This window comes from Pseudomonas sp. IT-P74 (assembly GCF_949768175.1).
Classification (GTDB): Bacteria; Pseudomonadota; Gammaproteobacteria; order Pseudomonadales; family Pseudomonadaceae; genus Aquipseudomonas.
The window spans coordinates 372,924-387,967 of record NZ_CATKQD010000044.1; the positions used below are offsets into that span (position 1 = coordinate 372,924).

A 15,044-nucleotide genomic window follows, 5' to 3' on the forward strand; every position below is an offset into this window, starting at 1 on the left:
GGCAGCTGTACGCAGGTTGGCGAACCGGGACAAGGCAAACCGGCAGACCCAAAGGTCTCCCACGCACAGCCACCATAAACAGGTAGCCAAGTGCATTCAGAAACGCTCCGAGATAGCTCGGAGGTTTCTATGCTTTGCCATCGAGTCGCCAAACCCGATACGCCATTTGGGCGCGGTCGGACTATAGGTCTCATGACAAAGGCACAGCAATGCGCAAGTCTACGGACATTTCCCAGTGTCGTGTAGGACGTTGCTTTTTCTGGCGTTGATCTCCGTTGGGCCTTTAAAAGTGGGTCTTTGCACTGACTTCGACGGGCCCTTTATCAAATCCCGCCCACAAAAAAACCGGCCACTTGGGACCGGTTTATTCATGTCGAAAGCAAGGTTTTCAGCTCTGTTGCAAGACCTTGAGTGCCGCCGAGGCCAGAAAACCCGAACGGCTTTTCTCTTCCGGGTGATGCAGTACGTACTCATCAATCCGGTTGAGGAGGTAGCCAGGCAACGTGATGTTCAGCTTCTGGGCCTTGCCCAGATATTTGGTTACGTCGATGTCCACCAGCGCCCACGCACACCCCGCATACTTTGGGTTGGCAGCATGTAAGGTCACTTTATTGGCGGGGGGAATTGGCGAACCGTCTTCGGCCAGAATCTCGAAGTGGCCTTCAATGGCTTCCCGCGCCATGGCCATCGCGTCATCCAGGTCTTCCCCAGCGGAAAAGCAGCCCGGAATGTCGGGGACTTCCACACCCCAGGCGTGTTGGTCGTCGCCCATTGAAATTGCAATTGGGTACAGCATGTTCATTGTCCTCCACGGACCTAGCGCATCGGGCTCCTTAGAGCAGCGCCTGTTGCAAAATACTGATGGCCGTTTTCTTGAGCAGATCTTTCTTCGGGTGAGGGACTGTCACTAGCCCCGGTTTGGTCGGGTGCTTGAAGTGATGATGGCTGCCTCTGATTCGTACCAGATACCAGCCGTCCGCAACGAGTTGGCTTATCAAAAATCGGCTATTCACATCACCTCCCTGTGGTGTGCTTGTGGTTACTATACCTACTGCTATTTGTTAATCAACACTATAACCACCGGATCCTTCCTGGGGCCGGCGGGAACGCTATAGGAATCGAGTCTAGAAGGGTGTTCTGGCAAAGGCTTGGGGCAAACCTGAATTGATCTGTTTTGTGTATTGCGAGGTTTTGCCGTGAACACGGGATCCAAATTTCAGGCACAAAAAAACCGGTACCTGAACCGGTTTTTCTATCTCTGCATCTCCCTCCACCATCCTGACGTGAGGTTGAAATTGGGGGAGGCCTACGTTATCAGGCAACACCCGCCAGCAAGCTTTCGTAAGGAATCCGCAACCCGTCGTGCAGGCGCTTGATCATCGACAGGCTCAATTTATGTTTACGGTTCAGCACCTCAGATACCCTTCCGCTCGTGCCAATGAAGGGTTCCAGATCGCGAGGGGGCAGGCCTTGCTGGTCCATGCGAAATTTAATTGCCTCAATCGGATCGGAGGGCGGCATCGGGTAATGCTCGTCTTCGTACTTTTCGATGAGCAGCGCCAGATTTTCCAGCTCATCGCCCTCAGGCGAACCCATTTCAGCTCCCCACAATTGCTCCACGCGTGCAAATGCAGCGGTCAGGTCTTCTTGGTTGCGAATAGGTTTAATGTCCATCACACGGTCTCCGCGTTGATCTGATCGTACTGGGTGTGGGTGCCAACGAATCGTATGAAACCGAGCTGGCGCTGATAGTCGATTGCCATGATTACCCGGTATTTATTGCCACCGATGTTGAATACAACCCTGCCACCCTTGAGGATGCTGGCCGTTCTCAGCTCCGCTTTAACCTCTTGCGGCGTGCCGTAAACGGCTTTCTCCATGTGCCGATACCATTCAACCAGTGGTGTTTCGGAGTCAGCATAAGCCGGGCTACTTTCCCAGGACTCCCGCAATGTCCCTTTTGCAATCACACGCACTGCACTTCCTCCCGTTTTGGGAGGTGGTAGTCTTCGTTTCGAAGAGATGCAATCTCTGATTCCGTGGAGGAAATCCTTTATCGGGATAAGTAAAACGTTAACAAAACCCGGTTCTTGCGCCAAAACGCTAATTTTCAGAGTTTGGAGACGCTAATCCAAATTCCGGACACAAAAAAACCGGCCACTTGGACCGGTTTTTTCTGTCTCTACATCCCCCGTCAAAACCACCCTGACGTGAGATCAAAATTCGATTGGAGCGGGTGAAGGGAATCGAACCCTCGTTATCAGCTTGGGAAGCTGGAGTAATGCCATTATACGACACCCGCTTAGAGCGGTGACTTTGTACCAGATACGGCCGCGGATTTGAAGTTTTTCTTTACGTGGAGCGGGTTTAACGCAGATGTGACAAAAAGCCCGGACCGCATGACGGTCGATCGCGGGCAAGCCTCGCGCCTGCAGAATACGTTTAACGCAGCAGGGCGGGGCTTGCTCGCGATGACGCTACTTCAGCTTGCCAATGCATGGTGTTCCTGGACGTTGTGGTAACGCGGTCGGCTTTCGAGTTGCGCTGGTTTAAGGAAGCCCATCAGTGCGTTGCGGCTGTCTCGGCAGGCGGCTTTGTGCTCCATGTCGAGAAAGTGGCCGGTGGCCTGAAGGGTGCTGAACGTGCTGTGTTGCACGTGGCCGGCGAACAACCGGGCGTCGTCGGCGGCGGTGTATTCGTCCCATTCGCCGTTTAGGAACAGCACCGGCACGTCGATCTTCTTCGCCGCGTGCAGGTAGCACTGGCGGTCGCTGTGAAGCACGTCGCTGATGTGGAAGTGCATCTGCCCGTACTCATGTTCGGCCAGGGAGCTGACGTGGCGATAGTTGAAGCGCTTGAACAACGACGGCAGGTGTTTGCCGATGGTGTCGTTCACCAGGTGTCCGACCCGGTCGCGGTCCAGGTTGCCGAGGTGTTCGACGCCGCGCTCGAGGTAGTCGAGCATATGCGCGTTGATCACCGGGGAGAACGAGCTGATCACGGCTTTTTCGATGCGCCGTGGCCGTTGCGACAACGCCATCATGGTCGCGGCACCGCCCCAGGAAAAGGACAGCACGTGTTCGGCGGCGAAGTGGTCGATCAGCTCAAGCAGGATCTGCCCTTCGATTTCCTTGGTGAGCATTTTTTCATGCAGGTTGTGGGCTTTTGACCGGCCCGCGTAGGGCTGGTCGTAGCAGACGACGTTGAACTGCGGATGGAGGTTTTTCACGGTTTGTGCAAACGACGCAGTCGTGGCCATCGAGCCGTTGACCAAGATAATGGTCTTCTCTGCGGCGTCTGCGCGATAGAACTCCGTGTAAACCCGATACTGACCCTGTATATCCAACACAGCGATTTCTGGCCTCATGTCATAAGACTCCTGGCAAGCGGGTATGCGCGCAAATGAGATTGCACGAGCTTTGTGACAGGTAGGCATACGCCTGGAATTTGAGAGGCCCATGTCGATCCATTGCAGTCCGGTCGACGGGTATTGTTATTGGCGGGCAGTCTGCCGGATGAGGCCGGAACCCTTGGGCTCCTACCGGCAAAAAGTTTCTTAGAGGTATGTGGTGACTCGTCGGTCACATTTCGGCCGACGTCCTGATTCAAGCAGGGGTCACATCAATGCGCAAGTGCCATTGGTAAATTGTTCGACAACTTTCTGCTGAGCGGTCGCTGGCTTAGATCGAGCCGATCTCTTCATCGCTCAGCGGGCGGTATTCGCCCGGTTTCAACGCGTCGTCGAGTACCAGCGGCCCCATGCATTCGCGGTGCAGGCGCATGACCTTGTTGTTGAAGTGGCCGAACATGCGCTTGACCTGGTGATAGCGGCCTTCGACGATACTCAGGCGCGCGCATTTTGGCCCGAGCAACTCTAGCCCGGCCGGTTGCGTGGTGAGGTCTTCGAAGGCGAAGTACAGCCCTTCGTTGAATTTGATCGCGTATTCGGGGCCGATGTCCTGTTCGGTTTCAACGTAATAGACCTTGGGCAGTTTGGTCTGCGGCTGGGTCAGGCGCCGCGACCAGCTGCCGTCGTTGGTGATCAACATCAAACCCGTGGTGTTGAAGTCCAGGCGCCCGGCGATGTGCAGTTCGTCCTTGTCCGGTTCATCGATCAGATCGAGCACGGTCGGGTGCTGCGGATCCCGGGTGGCGCTGACGCATCCGGCGGGCTTGTGCAACATGAAGTGGCGCAGGGGTTTACCGACTTGCAGCACGTCATTGTCGACCTCGACGCGGCTGAATTCGCGGACTTCGCTGTGCGGGTCGCTGACGATTATTCCGTCAACCCTGACGCGTTTTTCCACCAGCAACAGGCGTACCTGCTTACGGTTGAAGCACGGCAGGTTGCTGAGAAACCGGTCGACACGCATGACTTAAGGATCGGTAGGGAAAGGGGCGCGCATCTTACTAGATCGATTCGGGCGCTGCTTGCAACTGCGCCTCGACCTCGGCGCAGCGCGGGCACAGGCACGAGGCGTCGCGCAGTTCCGCCGGCAGCGCCTGGAGCACGGCCGGGTCGATGCTGACGCCGTAGCACCAGCAGGCGCGGTCAGCGGTTCGCGGATCGGCCAGGGTGCAGTCGTTGGGGGCGCCGCAGGCGGGGCAGAGGTCAGGCTGGTTCATAGCTGGAGTGAGACATTTCCATGCAGGTTCGGTTGCGGCCACTTTGCTTGGCCCGATACATCGCATGATCCGCCCGTGACAGCAGGCTGTGCAAGGTGTCATCGGGCTGCAGGGTGGTGAGTCCGATGCTCACCGTCAGTTGCAAGGTCTTGTCGTTGTAGGCATAGCGCTGTTGTTCCACATGCTGACGAATTTTCTCGGCAATCATCAGACCGGTCTTACCGTCAGTGTCCTTGAGCAGCACGATGAACTCTTCACCGCCCCAGCGGCAGACGATGTCGGAGTGCCGCAGGCAACTTTCCAGGTCCCGGGCGAAACCGATCAGTACCTGGTCGCCGGCCAGGTGGCCGTAGGTGTCGTTCAGCGCCTTGAAGTGGTCGAGGTCCAACAGCAAAGCGGTCAGCGGCTTGGGTTCGCGCCGGGCTTCGTGCATGGCTTGCGCGGCCAGCAGGTCGAAGCCACGACGGTTGGGCAGTTCGGTCAGGCTGTCGAGGATGGCCTGGGCCTGGATCTTGTCCTGATAGCGCTTGATCACCCGGTTGAGCAGGGCCAGCACAATCAAGGTCACCAGCAGACAGATCAGCAGGTTGAGGTACAGCGAGTGGCGGATTTCACCAAGGGCGCTGTCTTCGCGTTTGTCGACGAACAGGTACCAGTTCAGCTCCGGGATAAACCGCACGTTGAGGAAATGCCCCTGGCCCTGCACGGAATATTCATAGCTGCCGCTGTGGGGTTTGGGCAGCCGGCTGACCAGGTCTTTCATGCTGTCGAGTTCGCTGAGTTTCTGCCCGATGTGCGCACCCTGCGGACCCCCTTCGGCGCCGGTGAGCACCAGGCGCCCGAAGTTGTCGACGAAATACACACTGCGTTGATAGCGCTGCTGGTACTTGTCGATCAGCTTGATCACGGCGTCGACGGTCAGGCCAACCCCGGCCGCGCCGATGAATCGGCTGTTGTAGTCGTAGACCTTGTAGTTGATGAAGAAGGTCAGGTTGTCCTTGTTGGCGAGGTCCGGGTCGACGTTGATCTCGTACGGATCCTTCATGTCTCTCACGCGAAAGTACCAGGCGTCGCGGGGCTCGGTGGTCTTGACCTGTTTGAGCACGCCCTTGGCGTGGTAGTAGGTCAGGCTGGTGTTGGAGACGAAGAACGCGGTGTAGGCGCCGTAGTGGGTCATGACCTCGTTGAGGTAGCGGGTCATCTGGTCGGAATCCTTTTCACCATTGACCACCCAGTCGCGCATGAAGGTGTCGCGGGCCATCATCGAGGAAATCAGGATCGGCCTGACGAGGTCTTTCTGGATTTCCGAGTAGACCGTGTCCGATGTCAGCGGCAACTCGGTGTTGACGATGTTGTCGCGGATCGAAGCCCGGGAGGCGTAGTAACTGAGGAAGGAGGTGGCGAGGAAACCTGCGCCCAGCAACGCGACCAGCGTGAGCACCAACGAGCGTTGAGAGTACAGCGGCGAGCGAAGCGGCATGGCAGTTCCATTGGCAGTCATCCGATGGTCGCATTCTAATGGCACTGCGGGGAAATAACTGCTCTATGTGTGCCGCGAATGGTCGTTCCCATGTTCCACGGAGGGTTGTGCAGGACCTTGTGGGAGCGAGCCTGCTCGCGATTGCGATGTGTCAGTCACATCAATCGTGAATGTGCTGGAGCCATCGCGAGCAGGCTCGCTCCCACAGGGGATGTGTGTTTAACCCAGTGATTTCAGATACATCCGCCAACCACCCAAATGGCTGATGTTCACCGCGCCTTCCAGCCCGTACGCCTCACAGATAAACCCGCTCTCCCAGCGACCGTCCGCCAGTTGCACCTTGCCCAACCCCAGTGGCGCCGGGATTCCGGTCAGGAATGAACCCAACTCGCTGCTCGGCAACTCCCAGATCTCCACCGCAATCGCCACGCCGCCGTCCTTCACGCGGACCATGCCCGGACGAAACGGCGGGCCGCCGGCCAGGGCATGGAGTTGATAATCCGGCGAGCTGAATGTCGTTTCCACCAAACGGGCCCCGCGCTGCTTGAGTTGCCAGTTCAACGCCAACCCGTCCAGGTGTGCACCACAGACCACCAGCCGCGCCCGATCATGGCGGGCAACCGTCGTCGGTGCAGGCGCGACCAGGCCTTGCTGACGCTGCAGGGTATCCGCCACGCTCAACAGGTACTGATCGGTAAAGGCCCGGCCAAACAGCGTCACCCCCCAGGGCATGCCGTTGTCCATGAACGCGCTGGGCACGGCGACGGCGGCGTAGTCGAGCAGGTTCATGAAGTTGGTGTAGTAGCCCAGTTCCGAATTGCGCAGCACCGGTTCGGCCTCGAGCTGCGCCAGCGTCACCGGGCGGCCGATGGTCGGTGTGACGACGCAATCCAGGCCTTCCAGAGCTGTGTCGCACAGGGCTTTGAGCGCTTGCAGCCGGTATTGGGCGCGGAAGGTTTGCACGCCATCGACGGCGGGTGCCTTGGCCAACACGGCGCGAATCACCGGCAACACGGCCTCGGGATTTTGCGCCATCAACTTCCCGGCCACGCTGTAGCGTTCGGCCACCCACGGACCCTCATAGAGCAAGCGTGCGGCCTCCAGAAACGGCGACAGGTCCAGTTCCACCGCTTCGCCACCCAGGGCCTTGAGGCGGTCGATGGCATCACCGAACAACAGCGGACCCTCAGGGCAACCGAAGAATTGCAGGTCCTGTGCACGGGGTACGCCGAAACGGAAGGGGCGCGGTGTACCGAACGCCGAACCGTCGTTCCACAGGGGGTTGCTGCGGCTGTATTCGTCCCGAGGGTCGAGGCGTGCGGTGAGCGCCAGCAACTGACTGGCTTCCCGCGCCGTGGCGGTGAAGGTGGTGACGCAATCCAGCGTACGACAGGCCGGAACCACGCCAGCCGTCGAGATCAGGCCCTTGGTGGCCTTCATGCCGACCAGATTGTTCAACGCCGCCGGCACACGCCCTGAGCCGGCGGTGTCTGTGCCCAGCGCAAAACTCGCGACCCCGAGCGCCACCGCCAGCGATGATCCGGCGCTGGAGCCGCCCGACGGATACTCCGGCAACACGCTGTTGGGGCACGCGCCATACGGTGAGCGGCTGCCGTTGAGCCCCGTGGCGAACTGGTCGAGATTGGTCTTGCCCAACGGAATCGCACCAAGGGCCAGCAATTGTTCGACGATGGTCGCCGAACGCTCCGGCACGTAGGCGAATGCCGGGCACGCCGCCGTGGTCGGAATGCCCGCCAGGTCGATGTTGTCCTTGATCGCGAATGGCACGCCATACAGCGGCAGGCTAGCGAGGTCGCGACCGTCGAGGGCGGCGAGGTAAGGCTCCAGTTCATCGACACTGAGCAAGTGGATGAACAGGTGATAGTCCGGGTTCAGCGCGGCGGCTTTGTCCCGCAGTTGCAGCAGCAATTGCCGTGGCGTGATGCGGCCGTCGCGATAAGCGCCGCGCAGGGTGTCGAGTTGCAGATCGATGTTCATGGCGTTAGTCCTTTTCAACATGGGTTCAGTCAAGTTCCAGCACCACAACGCGCTGCCCGGCGCGCACCGCCGAACCCGGTTGCACGCGAATCTCGCGTACCACGCCGGCCATTGGCGCGAGCAGGGGGATTTCCATCTTCATCGACTCCAGGATCACCAGCACGTCACCGGCCTCGACACGGCTACCGGTCTCGACCTGAACCTGCCAGAGGTTGCCGGCGATGTGGCTGTCGACGCTTTGCTGACCGCTGGTCAGCGGTGCATCTTCGGTCGCCTCCGGGGCCAGTTCTTCACTGTCGAAATGCGCCTGGCCACTGGCGATCCAGCGTTCGCGCTCGGCGTTGAATGCGCCTTTTTGCTGCTCGCGAAACGCGTCGATGGTCTCGGCTTCCCGGGCCAGGAACGCCTGGTATTGCGCCAGGTTCAACTGACTGTGCTCGATGTTCAGGTCGAAGCGCCCGAGGGGGAAATCCCGGCGGATGCGCAGCAGTTCATCGGCGCTGGCCGGGTAGAAACGGATCTGGTCGAAAAACCGCAGCAACCAGGGTTTGCCATCGAACGCGGCGACTTCGCGGTAGCGGTTCCACATCTGCAAGGTGCGCCCGACAAACTGATAGCCGCCGGGGCCTTCCATGCCGTAGACGCACATGTAGGCGCCACCGATGCCCACGGAGTTTTCCGCGGTCCAGGTGCGCGCCGGGTTGTACTTGGTGGTCACCAGGCGATGGCGCGGGTCGAGCGGGGTGGCGACCGGTGCGCCGAGGTAGACGTCGCCCAGGCCCATCACCAGGTAACTGGCGTCGAACACCGTGCGCTGCACTTCATCGAGGTTCGGCAGGTCGTTGATGCGGCGGATGAACTCCAGGTTGCTCGGGCACCACGGCGCGTCCTTGCGCACCGTGGTCATGTATTTCTCGATGGCCAACCGGCACGCCGGGTCGTCCCAGGAAAGGGGCAGATGCACGATGCGCGAGGGCACTTGCAGGTCCTTGGCGGCGCACACGGCGTCCCATTCGCCGGCGACGATGCCGAGCAGGTCGGACAGCGGCAGTTGCTCGGGCTGATAGTGGATTTGCAGTGAGCGGATGCCGGGGGTGAGGTCTATCACGCCGTGCAGGTCTTTGCTTTCCAGCGCCTGCATCAGGGCGTGGGCGCGGAAGCGCAGGACCAGGTCCAGTTCCGGGGCGCCGATTTCCAGCAGCAGGTGGGTGTCGCCGGACAGGCGCGCCACCAACCGCGTATTGTCCTGACCCAAATCCAACACAACAGGCGACACAATCCCCTGTAGGAGTGAGCCTGCTCGCGATTGCGGTGTTTCAGTCACAGAGATGTCGCAGGTGATGCCGTCATCACGAGCAGGCTCATTCCTACAGGAGGGATTCCATTTCAAGGCGAGGGCTCGGGCAGTTTTGATATCGACCGGCAGGAACTGCACCTTGTCCCCGGCCTTGAGCTGCCCCAGTTGCCAAAGATCCGCCTCGATCACCGTCACCGGGCACACGAACCCGCCGAGGCTCGGGCCATCCGGGCCGAGGATGACCGGCATGTCACCGGTAAAATCCACCGCACCGATCGCATACGGATTGTCGTGGATGTTCGACGGATGCAAACCGGCTTCACCACCGTCGGCACGCACCCACTCAGGCTTCGGTCCGATCAGGCGAACGCCAGTGCGGCTGGAGTTGAAGTGCACTTCCCACTGTGTGGCGAAGAAGGTGCCAATGTAGTTTCGCGTGAAGTATTCCGGCGCACCGTGGGGGCCGTAGATCACCCGGATCTGCCGAATCGCCGGCAACTCGGTGAGCTGTTCTTCAGCCAGTTGCTGACCGGCACAGCGGTCATTGAGGGCTGGCAGGTGCAACACATCACCGGCTCGCAACGCGCGGCCACCGTGGCCACCAAACTGGCCGAGGGTAAAGGTGCTTTTGCTGCCCAGATAATCCGGTACTTGCAGGCCGCCACGCAGGCACAGATAGCTGCGTGCACCTGTGCCTGCGATGGTGCCGAGGCTCAACGTCGCGCCCGCTGGAATCAGTAGTGCCGTGCTCATCGGTACGCTTTCACCGTTGAGCAGCAATGGAATCACCGCGCCGGTCACCGCCACCACCGCCTCGCAATTGAAGCGCAGCAACGGCCCGCTCATGGTGATTTCCAGCGCCGCCGCGCCTTCGTCGTTGCCCAGCAAACGGTTACCCAGACGCAACGCCCGACTGTCCATCGGCCCCGATGGCGGCACGCCGACCGCCCAGTAACCGAGACGGCCGGGATAATCCTGAACGCTGGTCTGGGTGCCGGCGCTGAGCACCTCGAACGTATTGGCCTGATAGACCAGGCCTTCCAGGCAACGGGTCCACGGCTGGCCGCTGGCGAAAGGCGCATCGAGCAGAATCTGTCGCAGGTAATCGCGGTTGGTTTCCACGCCATAGAGCAGGCTGGCCCCCAGCGCCTGATGCAGATCCGCAGCGGCCTCCTCGCGAGTCGGCGCCCAACTGATGACCTTGGCGATCATCGGGTCGAAGTAGGGCGGGATCTCGCAGCCAGCCTCGACCCAGGTGTCGATACGCAGTTCAATGCCATTGGCCACGGGGAAATCCACGGCGGTGAGCAAGCCTGGGCTCGGTTGAAAATCCCGCCCCGGATCTTCGGCATACAAACGCGCCTGAATCGCATGGCCCACCGGTTTCAAACCCTGTACCAGATCGCTCAGGGGCGGCAGGTCGCCGGCCGCCAGTTGCACCATCCAGCGCACCAGGTCGACACCCCACACCTGTTCGGTGACACCGTGCTCCACCTGCAAACGGGTGTTCACTTCCAGGAAGTAGAAGCGCCGGGCCTCGCTGTCGAAGACGAATTCCACGGTGCCGGCGCTGCGGTAATTCACTGCCTTGGCCAATTTGATCGCCGCTGCGCACAGCTCATCGGCCATGCCGTCGGGCAGGTTCGGCGCCGGGGTTTCTTCGAGGACTTTCTGGTTGCGTCGTTGCACCGAGCAATCACGCACGCCGAGGGCGATCACTTCGCCGTGACCGTCGCCGAACACCTGCACTTCCAGGTGGCGGGCGCGCTGGATGTACTTCTCGATGAACACCCCGGCGTCGCTGAAGTTGTTCTGGCCCAGGCGCTTGACCGCTTCGAAGGATTCGCTCAACTCGGCCGCGCTACGGCACACGCGCATGCCGATCCCGCCACCGCCAGCCGTGCTCTTGAGCATCACCGGGTAGCCAACCTGTTCACCGGCCAGCAGCGCGGCATCGAGGCTGTCGAGCAGTTCGGTGCCTTCGAGCATCGGCACGCCGTGTTGTCTGGCCAGGGCGCGTGCGGTGTGCTTGAGGCCGAACACCCGCAGTTGTTCCGGCGTTGGGCCGATGAAGGCAATGTTGACGGCCTCGCAGGCTTCGGCGAACGCGGCATTTTCCGAAAGAAAGCCGTAGCCGGGATGGATCGCGGTGGTGCCGGTGGACTTGGCGATGGCGAGGATCTTGTCGACCGCCAGGTAAGTTCCAGCCGCTGCACCCTCACCGAGGCAGTGGGCCTCATCGGCTTGCAGGATGTGCAGGCTGGCGGCATCGGCTTCGGAGTACACGGCAACGCCCTGCACTTGCAGTTCACGCAGGGTCCGCAGGATGCGACAGGCAATGGCGCCACGGTTGGCAATCAGGACTTTTTCGAACATGGCATAACCCCTGATGGGGATGCGGGCCGTCCCGCAGTTTTTCGAAAGGCACCGGGGTCGTCCCCGACGGCAACATCAACGCAGATCACTGTGGGAGCGAGCCTGCTCGCGATAGCGGTGGGTCAGCCAACACAAGTGGTGAAGGTGCTGACGCCATCGCGAGCAGGCTCGCTCCCACAGGGTTTAGTGGTGTTTGGACGGTTTGAAGCACTGCCCGGAACGTGCCTGGCACAAGACAAACAACCAGCGGCGCAGTCTCGGGAATTTCAGTTCCATACCAGCAGCTCCGCAGGGGTGGGGTTGTAGGCGTTGCAGGGGTTGTTCAGTTGCGGGCAGTTGGAGATCAGCACGATCACGTCCATATCGGCCCGCAGGTCGACGTACTTGCCCGGTGCGGATATCCCGTCTTCAAAGGTCAGCCCACCGTCGGCGGTGACCGGTACGTTCATGAAGAAGTTGATGTTCGGCCCGATGTCGCTCTTGCCCAGGCGGCCATCGTGAGCACAGGCGCGCAGGTAGTTGTCGCGGCAGCTGTGCATGTGGCGTTTTTCCAGGGCGTAGCGCACGGTGTTGCTCTCTTGTGCGCAGGCGCCGCCGAGGGTGTCGTGACGCCCGCAAGTGTCGGCGACGATGGTCAGCATCGGCTTGCCGAGGTTGGAATAGAGCACGCTGCCGGTGCTCAGGTACACGCTGTTCTGCCGACGCAGGGTGCGCTGCACGTCGTAGCGCTCCCTGGGATTGGCGACGCTGTAGAACAAGGTGTCGACAGCCTGGTTGCCCTCAAGGTCGAGGATGCGCAGGGTCTGTCCGGCCTTGACCTCCATCAGCCAGGGTTCGCCGGCGGGGATGGTGGCGCGGTAGACGGCCGTTTCAGGCGACTGTGGAGCGATGGCGATTGCGGGTGACATGGCAGCGATCCTCAGACAAACAAACGGTCGGTGTTGATGAAGCCGCGCTCGTTTTCCGGGCGCGAGGTGCGGCAGTGTTCGGCGACGCTGGCGTCGGCGTTCATCCAGCTGAGCTTCAGCGGTTTCGGTGCATATTCCGGCGACGGGTCCATCGGGTGCTGCAGGGCGGTGAGCACCACGAGGGTGTCCATCGGCGCGTACAACTCGATGTAGTCGCCAGCCTTGGAGTTGCCCTCGACGAAATGGAAGCGCCCGGCGTCATCGACGCTCACGCGGCTGAACAGGTTGAGGGTCATCAGCAGATCGGACAGGCCCAGCCCCCATTTGCCCAGCTCCACCAACAGGTTGTCGGTGCCGTTGCGGAAGAAGCCGTTGCGCAGTTCCTGATAGCGGCCCGCGCCGTACTTTTGCGCCACTTCTTCAGCGCAGAGCACGCCACCCAGGCTGTCGCTCCAGCCGCAGGTGTCGGCGGTGATGGCAGCCAGCACACGGCCCATGTCCGAGTACAGGCAGTGGCCTGTGGTGAGCTTGGTGGTGTGTTGGCATTTGAGGCTGTCGGGCAGGTTCAGGCGTTCGGTTTTTTCATTGGCGTTGAGTAATGTCAGGCTGACGTTGGCGCCGCCACGCAGGTCGGTCAGGCGCAGCAGTTGTCCGCGTTTCAAGACGAAGGAACGATGGCCGCCGCCGGGGAGCATTTCTTCGGCGAAGGGCGGGAACAGTCGGGTCGAATCAGTCATTTGCAAAATTCCTCTAAGCGATACGAAGCGTGCCCGCCAAAGGAGCCGGCAAGGCATCGACGGCGGCACGGAGGGTGCGGCGGTCGCTGTTCAAAGGGATGTCGTAGGTGATGCGTGCGCCATAGCGGCCGGGCGCATGCGGGTCGAGGCGGACCTTGTCGAACACCAGCAGGCGTGTGCCGAGGCTGAAGCCTTCGGACAGGTCATGGGTGACCATGAACACCGTCAGTCGGGTCTCGCGCCACAGCTCCAGGAGCAAGGCGTGCATGTCTTTGCGGATGCCCGGGTCGAGGGCGCCGAACGGTTCGTCGAGCAGCAACACACGCGGCTTCATGATCAGCGCCTGGGCGATGGCCAGCCGTTGTTGCATGCCGCCGGAGAGCTGCGCCGGGTACTTGTCCAGCGAGTGGCCAAGGCCGACTTTGTGCAGCAGCACCGAAGCCTGTTCGCGGGCCTCTTTTTTCGCGCTGCCGAACAGGCGTCCGAGTAGCGGCGAGCAGGGCAGTTCAAGGCCGAGGGCGACGTTGTCCAGCACGCTGAGATGGGGGAACACCGAGTAGCGCTGGAACACCACGCCACGGCTGGCGTCCGGCTCGCCGGCCAAGGGCTGACCGTCGAGCAGGATCTCGCCGCGACTGGTGCGTTCCTGGCCGAGCAGCAGGCGAAGGAAGGTCGATTTACCGCAACCGGAAGCCCCCACGAGGGTGCAGAACTCACCTTCGTTGACGTTCAGGTTGAGGCCTTCGAGTACCACTTGATCGGCGTATTGCTGCCAGACGTTTTTCACCGTGATGAAGCTCATTTGGCCGCACCTTCATACCAAGGGAATGCGTGGCGGGTCAGTTGCTTGAGCCCCCAATCCATCAGCCAGGCGAGCAAGGTGATCCACACCACGTAGGGCAAAATCACGTCCATCGCCAGGTAGCGGCGCACCAGGAAAATCCGGTAGCCGAGGCCGTCGGTGGAGGCGATGGCTTCGGCGGCAATCAGGAACAGCCACGCCGAGCCGAGCATCAGTCGCAGCGCAATCAGCAGTCGTGGCAGCAGTTGCGGCAACACCACCCGCAGCATCAAGGTCCAGGTAGACGCGCCGAGGGTCTGGGCCTTGATCAGCAACTCCACGGGTATTTCCCGGGCGCGCTGTTCCAGGTCCCGGGCCAGGGCCGGGGTGATGCCGATCACGATCAGCATCACTTTCGACAACTCACCCAGACCGAAGACGATGAACAGAATCGGCAGGATCGCCAGCGGTGGCACCATCGACAGCACGGTCAGCAAGGGTGACAGCGGCGCACCGAACAGCGGCAGGGTACCGGCGGCGATCCCCAGGCACAGCCCGGCCAGGGCGCTGATGCCCAGGCCGATGGCCAGACGCCGCAGGCTGGATGCCGTGTCCTGCCAGAGCAGGTATTCGCCGGTGCGGCTGTCGGCGACGAAGGCCAGGCGTTTCACCGCATCGGTCATCTGCACGGCGCTGGGCAGCAGCTTGTCGTTGGGGTTTTGCGCTAATCGCTCGGCCGAGCCCATGAAGTAGGCGAACAGCACCAGGGCGAACGGCAGGATCACCAGCAACAGGCGACTCGGGCGGTCCGGGTGACGGTTGATCAGGCGCATGGCCAGGT

General features: G+C 61.0%; 14 protein-coding genes and 1 tRNA gene. All 15 read right to left on the reverse strand.

Annotated elements, in window-relative coordinates; all coding sequences use genetic code 11:
• Positions 1 to 388 precede the first annotated feature (388 nt).
• The gene (locus tag ACM6J5_RS20185) at positions 389 to 796 is read right to left on the reverse strand and encodes a type II toxin-antitoxin system HicB family antitoxin (protein ID WP_095945156.1); all 408 of its coding nucleotides are present in this window, start codon (positions 794 to 796) and stop codon (positions 389 to 391) included.
• 37 nt (positions 797 to 833) lie between these two features.
• Positions 834 to 1,013, reverse strand: a complete 180-nt coding sequence (locus ACM6J5_RS20190) for a type II toxin-antitoxin system HicA family toxin (RefSeq protein ID WP_077184214.1) — start codon at positions 1,011 to 1,013, stop codon at positions 834 to 836.
• A gap of 301 nt (positions 1,014 to 1,314) precedes the next feature.
• Positions 1,315 to 1,674, reverse strand: a complete 360-nt coding sequence (locus ACM6J5_RS20195) for a helix-turn-helix domain-containing protein (RefSeq protein WP_414929206.1) — start codon at positions 1,672 to 1,674, stop codon at positions 1,315 to 1,317.
• Entirely contained in the window at positions 1,674 to 1,976 is a 303-nt protein-coding gene (locus ACM6J5_RS20200) for a type II toxin-antitoxin system HigB family toxin (protein WP_414929207.1), read from the reverse strand. Before ACM6J5_RS20200 ends, ACM6J5_RS20195 begins: the two co-directional genes overlap by 1 nt.
• 252 nt (positions 1,977 to 2,228) lie before the next feature.
• Positions 2,229 to 2,302: transfer RNA gene (locus ACM6J5_RS20205), tRNA-Gly, on the reverse strand.
• Positions 2,303 to 2,482: 180 nt separating this feature from the next.
• Positions 2,483 to 3,367 (reverse strand): alpha/beta fold hydrolase, encoded by an 885-nt coding sequence (locus ACM6J5_RS20210; protein WP_046041531.1) that lies wholly within the window; start codon positions 3,365 to 3,367, stop codon positions 2,483 to 2,485.
• Positions 3,368 to 3,680: 313 nt separating this feature from the next.
• The gene (locus ACM6J5_RS20215; RefSeq protein ID WP_150673091.1) at positions 3,681 to 4,373 is read right to left on the reverse strand and encodes a pseudouridine synthase; all 693 of its coding nucleotides are present in this window, start codon (positions 4,371 to 4,373) and stop codon (positions 3,681 to 3,683) included.
• A gap of 37 nt (positions 4,374 to 4,410) precedes the next feature.
• Positions 4,411 to 4,626 (reverse strand): cysteine-rich CWC family protein, encoded by a 216-nt coding sequence (locus tag ACM6J5_RS20220; RefSeq protein WP_150673090.1) that lies wholly within the window; start codon positions 4,624 to 4,626, stop codon positions 4,411 to 4,413.
• Entirely contained in the window at positions 4,613 to 6,106 is a 1,494-nt protein-coding gene (locus ACM6J5_RS20225; protein WP_414929208.1) for a diguanylate cyclase, read from the reverse strand. The genes ACM6J5_RS20220 and ACM6J5_RS20225 overlap by 14 nt, the downstream gene beginning before the upstream one ends.
• A 219-nt stretch (positions 6,107 to 6,325) precedes the next feature.
• Positions 6,326 to 8,104: an allophanate hydrolase gene (atzF, locus tag ACM6J5_RS20230; protein ID WP_414929209.1), complete on the reverse strand. Its 1,779-nt coding sequence runs from the start codon at positions 8,102 to 8,104 to the stop codon at positions 6,326 to 6,328.
• A gap of 25 nt (positions 8,105 to 8,129) precedes the next feature.
• Positions 8,130 to 11,777 carry an urea carboxylase gene (gene uca, locus ACM6J5_RS20235; protein WP_414929210.1) on the reverse strand — a complete coding sequence of 1,216 codons (3,648 nt, stop codon included), beginning with the start codon at positions 11,775 to 11,777 and terminating at the stop codon, positions 8,130 to 8,132.
• 266 nt (positions 11,778 to 12,043) lie between these two features.
• Positions 12,044 to 12,685 carry an urea amidolyase associated protein UAAP2 gene (locus ACM6J5_RS20240; RefSeq protein ID WP_150673087.1) on the reverse strand — a complete coding sequence of 214 codons (642 nt, stop codon included), beginning with the start codon at positions 12,683 to 12,685 and terminating at the stop codon, positions 12,044 to 12,046.
• A gap of 11 nt (positions 12,686 to 12,696) precedes the next feature.
• Positions 12,697 to 13,422, reverse strand: coding sequence for an urea amidolyase associated protein UAAP1 (locus ACM6J5_RS20245; RefSeq protein WP_150673086.1), 726 nt, complete (start codon positions 13,420 to 13,422; stop codon positions 12,697 to 12,699).
• A 13-nt stretch (positions 13,423 to 13,435) separates the two neighbouring features.
• Positions 13,436 to 14,224: an ABC transporter ATP-binding protein gene (locus tag ACM6J5_RS20250; protein WP_150673085.1), complete on the reverse strand. Its 789-nt coding sequence runs from the start codon at positions 14,222 to 14,224 to the stop codon at positions 13,436 to 13,438.
• Positions 14,221 to 15,036, reverse strand: coding sequence for an ABC transporter permease (locus ACM6J5_RS20255; protein WP_150673084.1), 816 nt, complete (start codon positions 15,034 to 15,036; stop codon positions 14,221 to 14,223). The genes ACM6J5_RS20250 and ACM6J5_RS20255 overlap by 4 nt, the downstream gene beginning before the upstream one ends.
• Positions 15,037 to 15,044 lie beyond the last annotated feature (8 nt).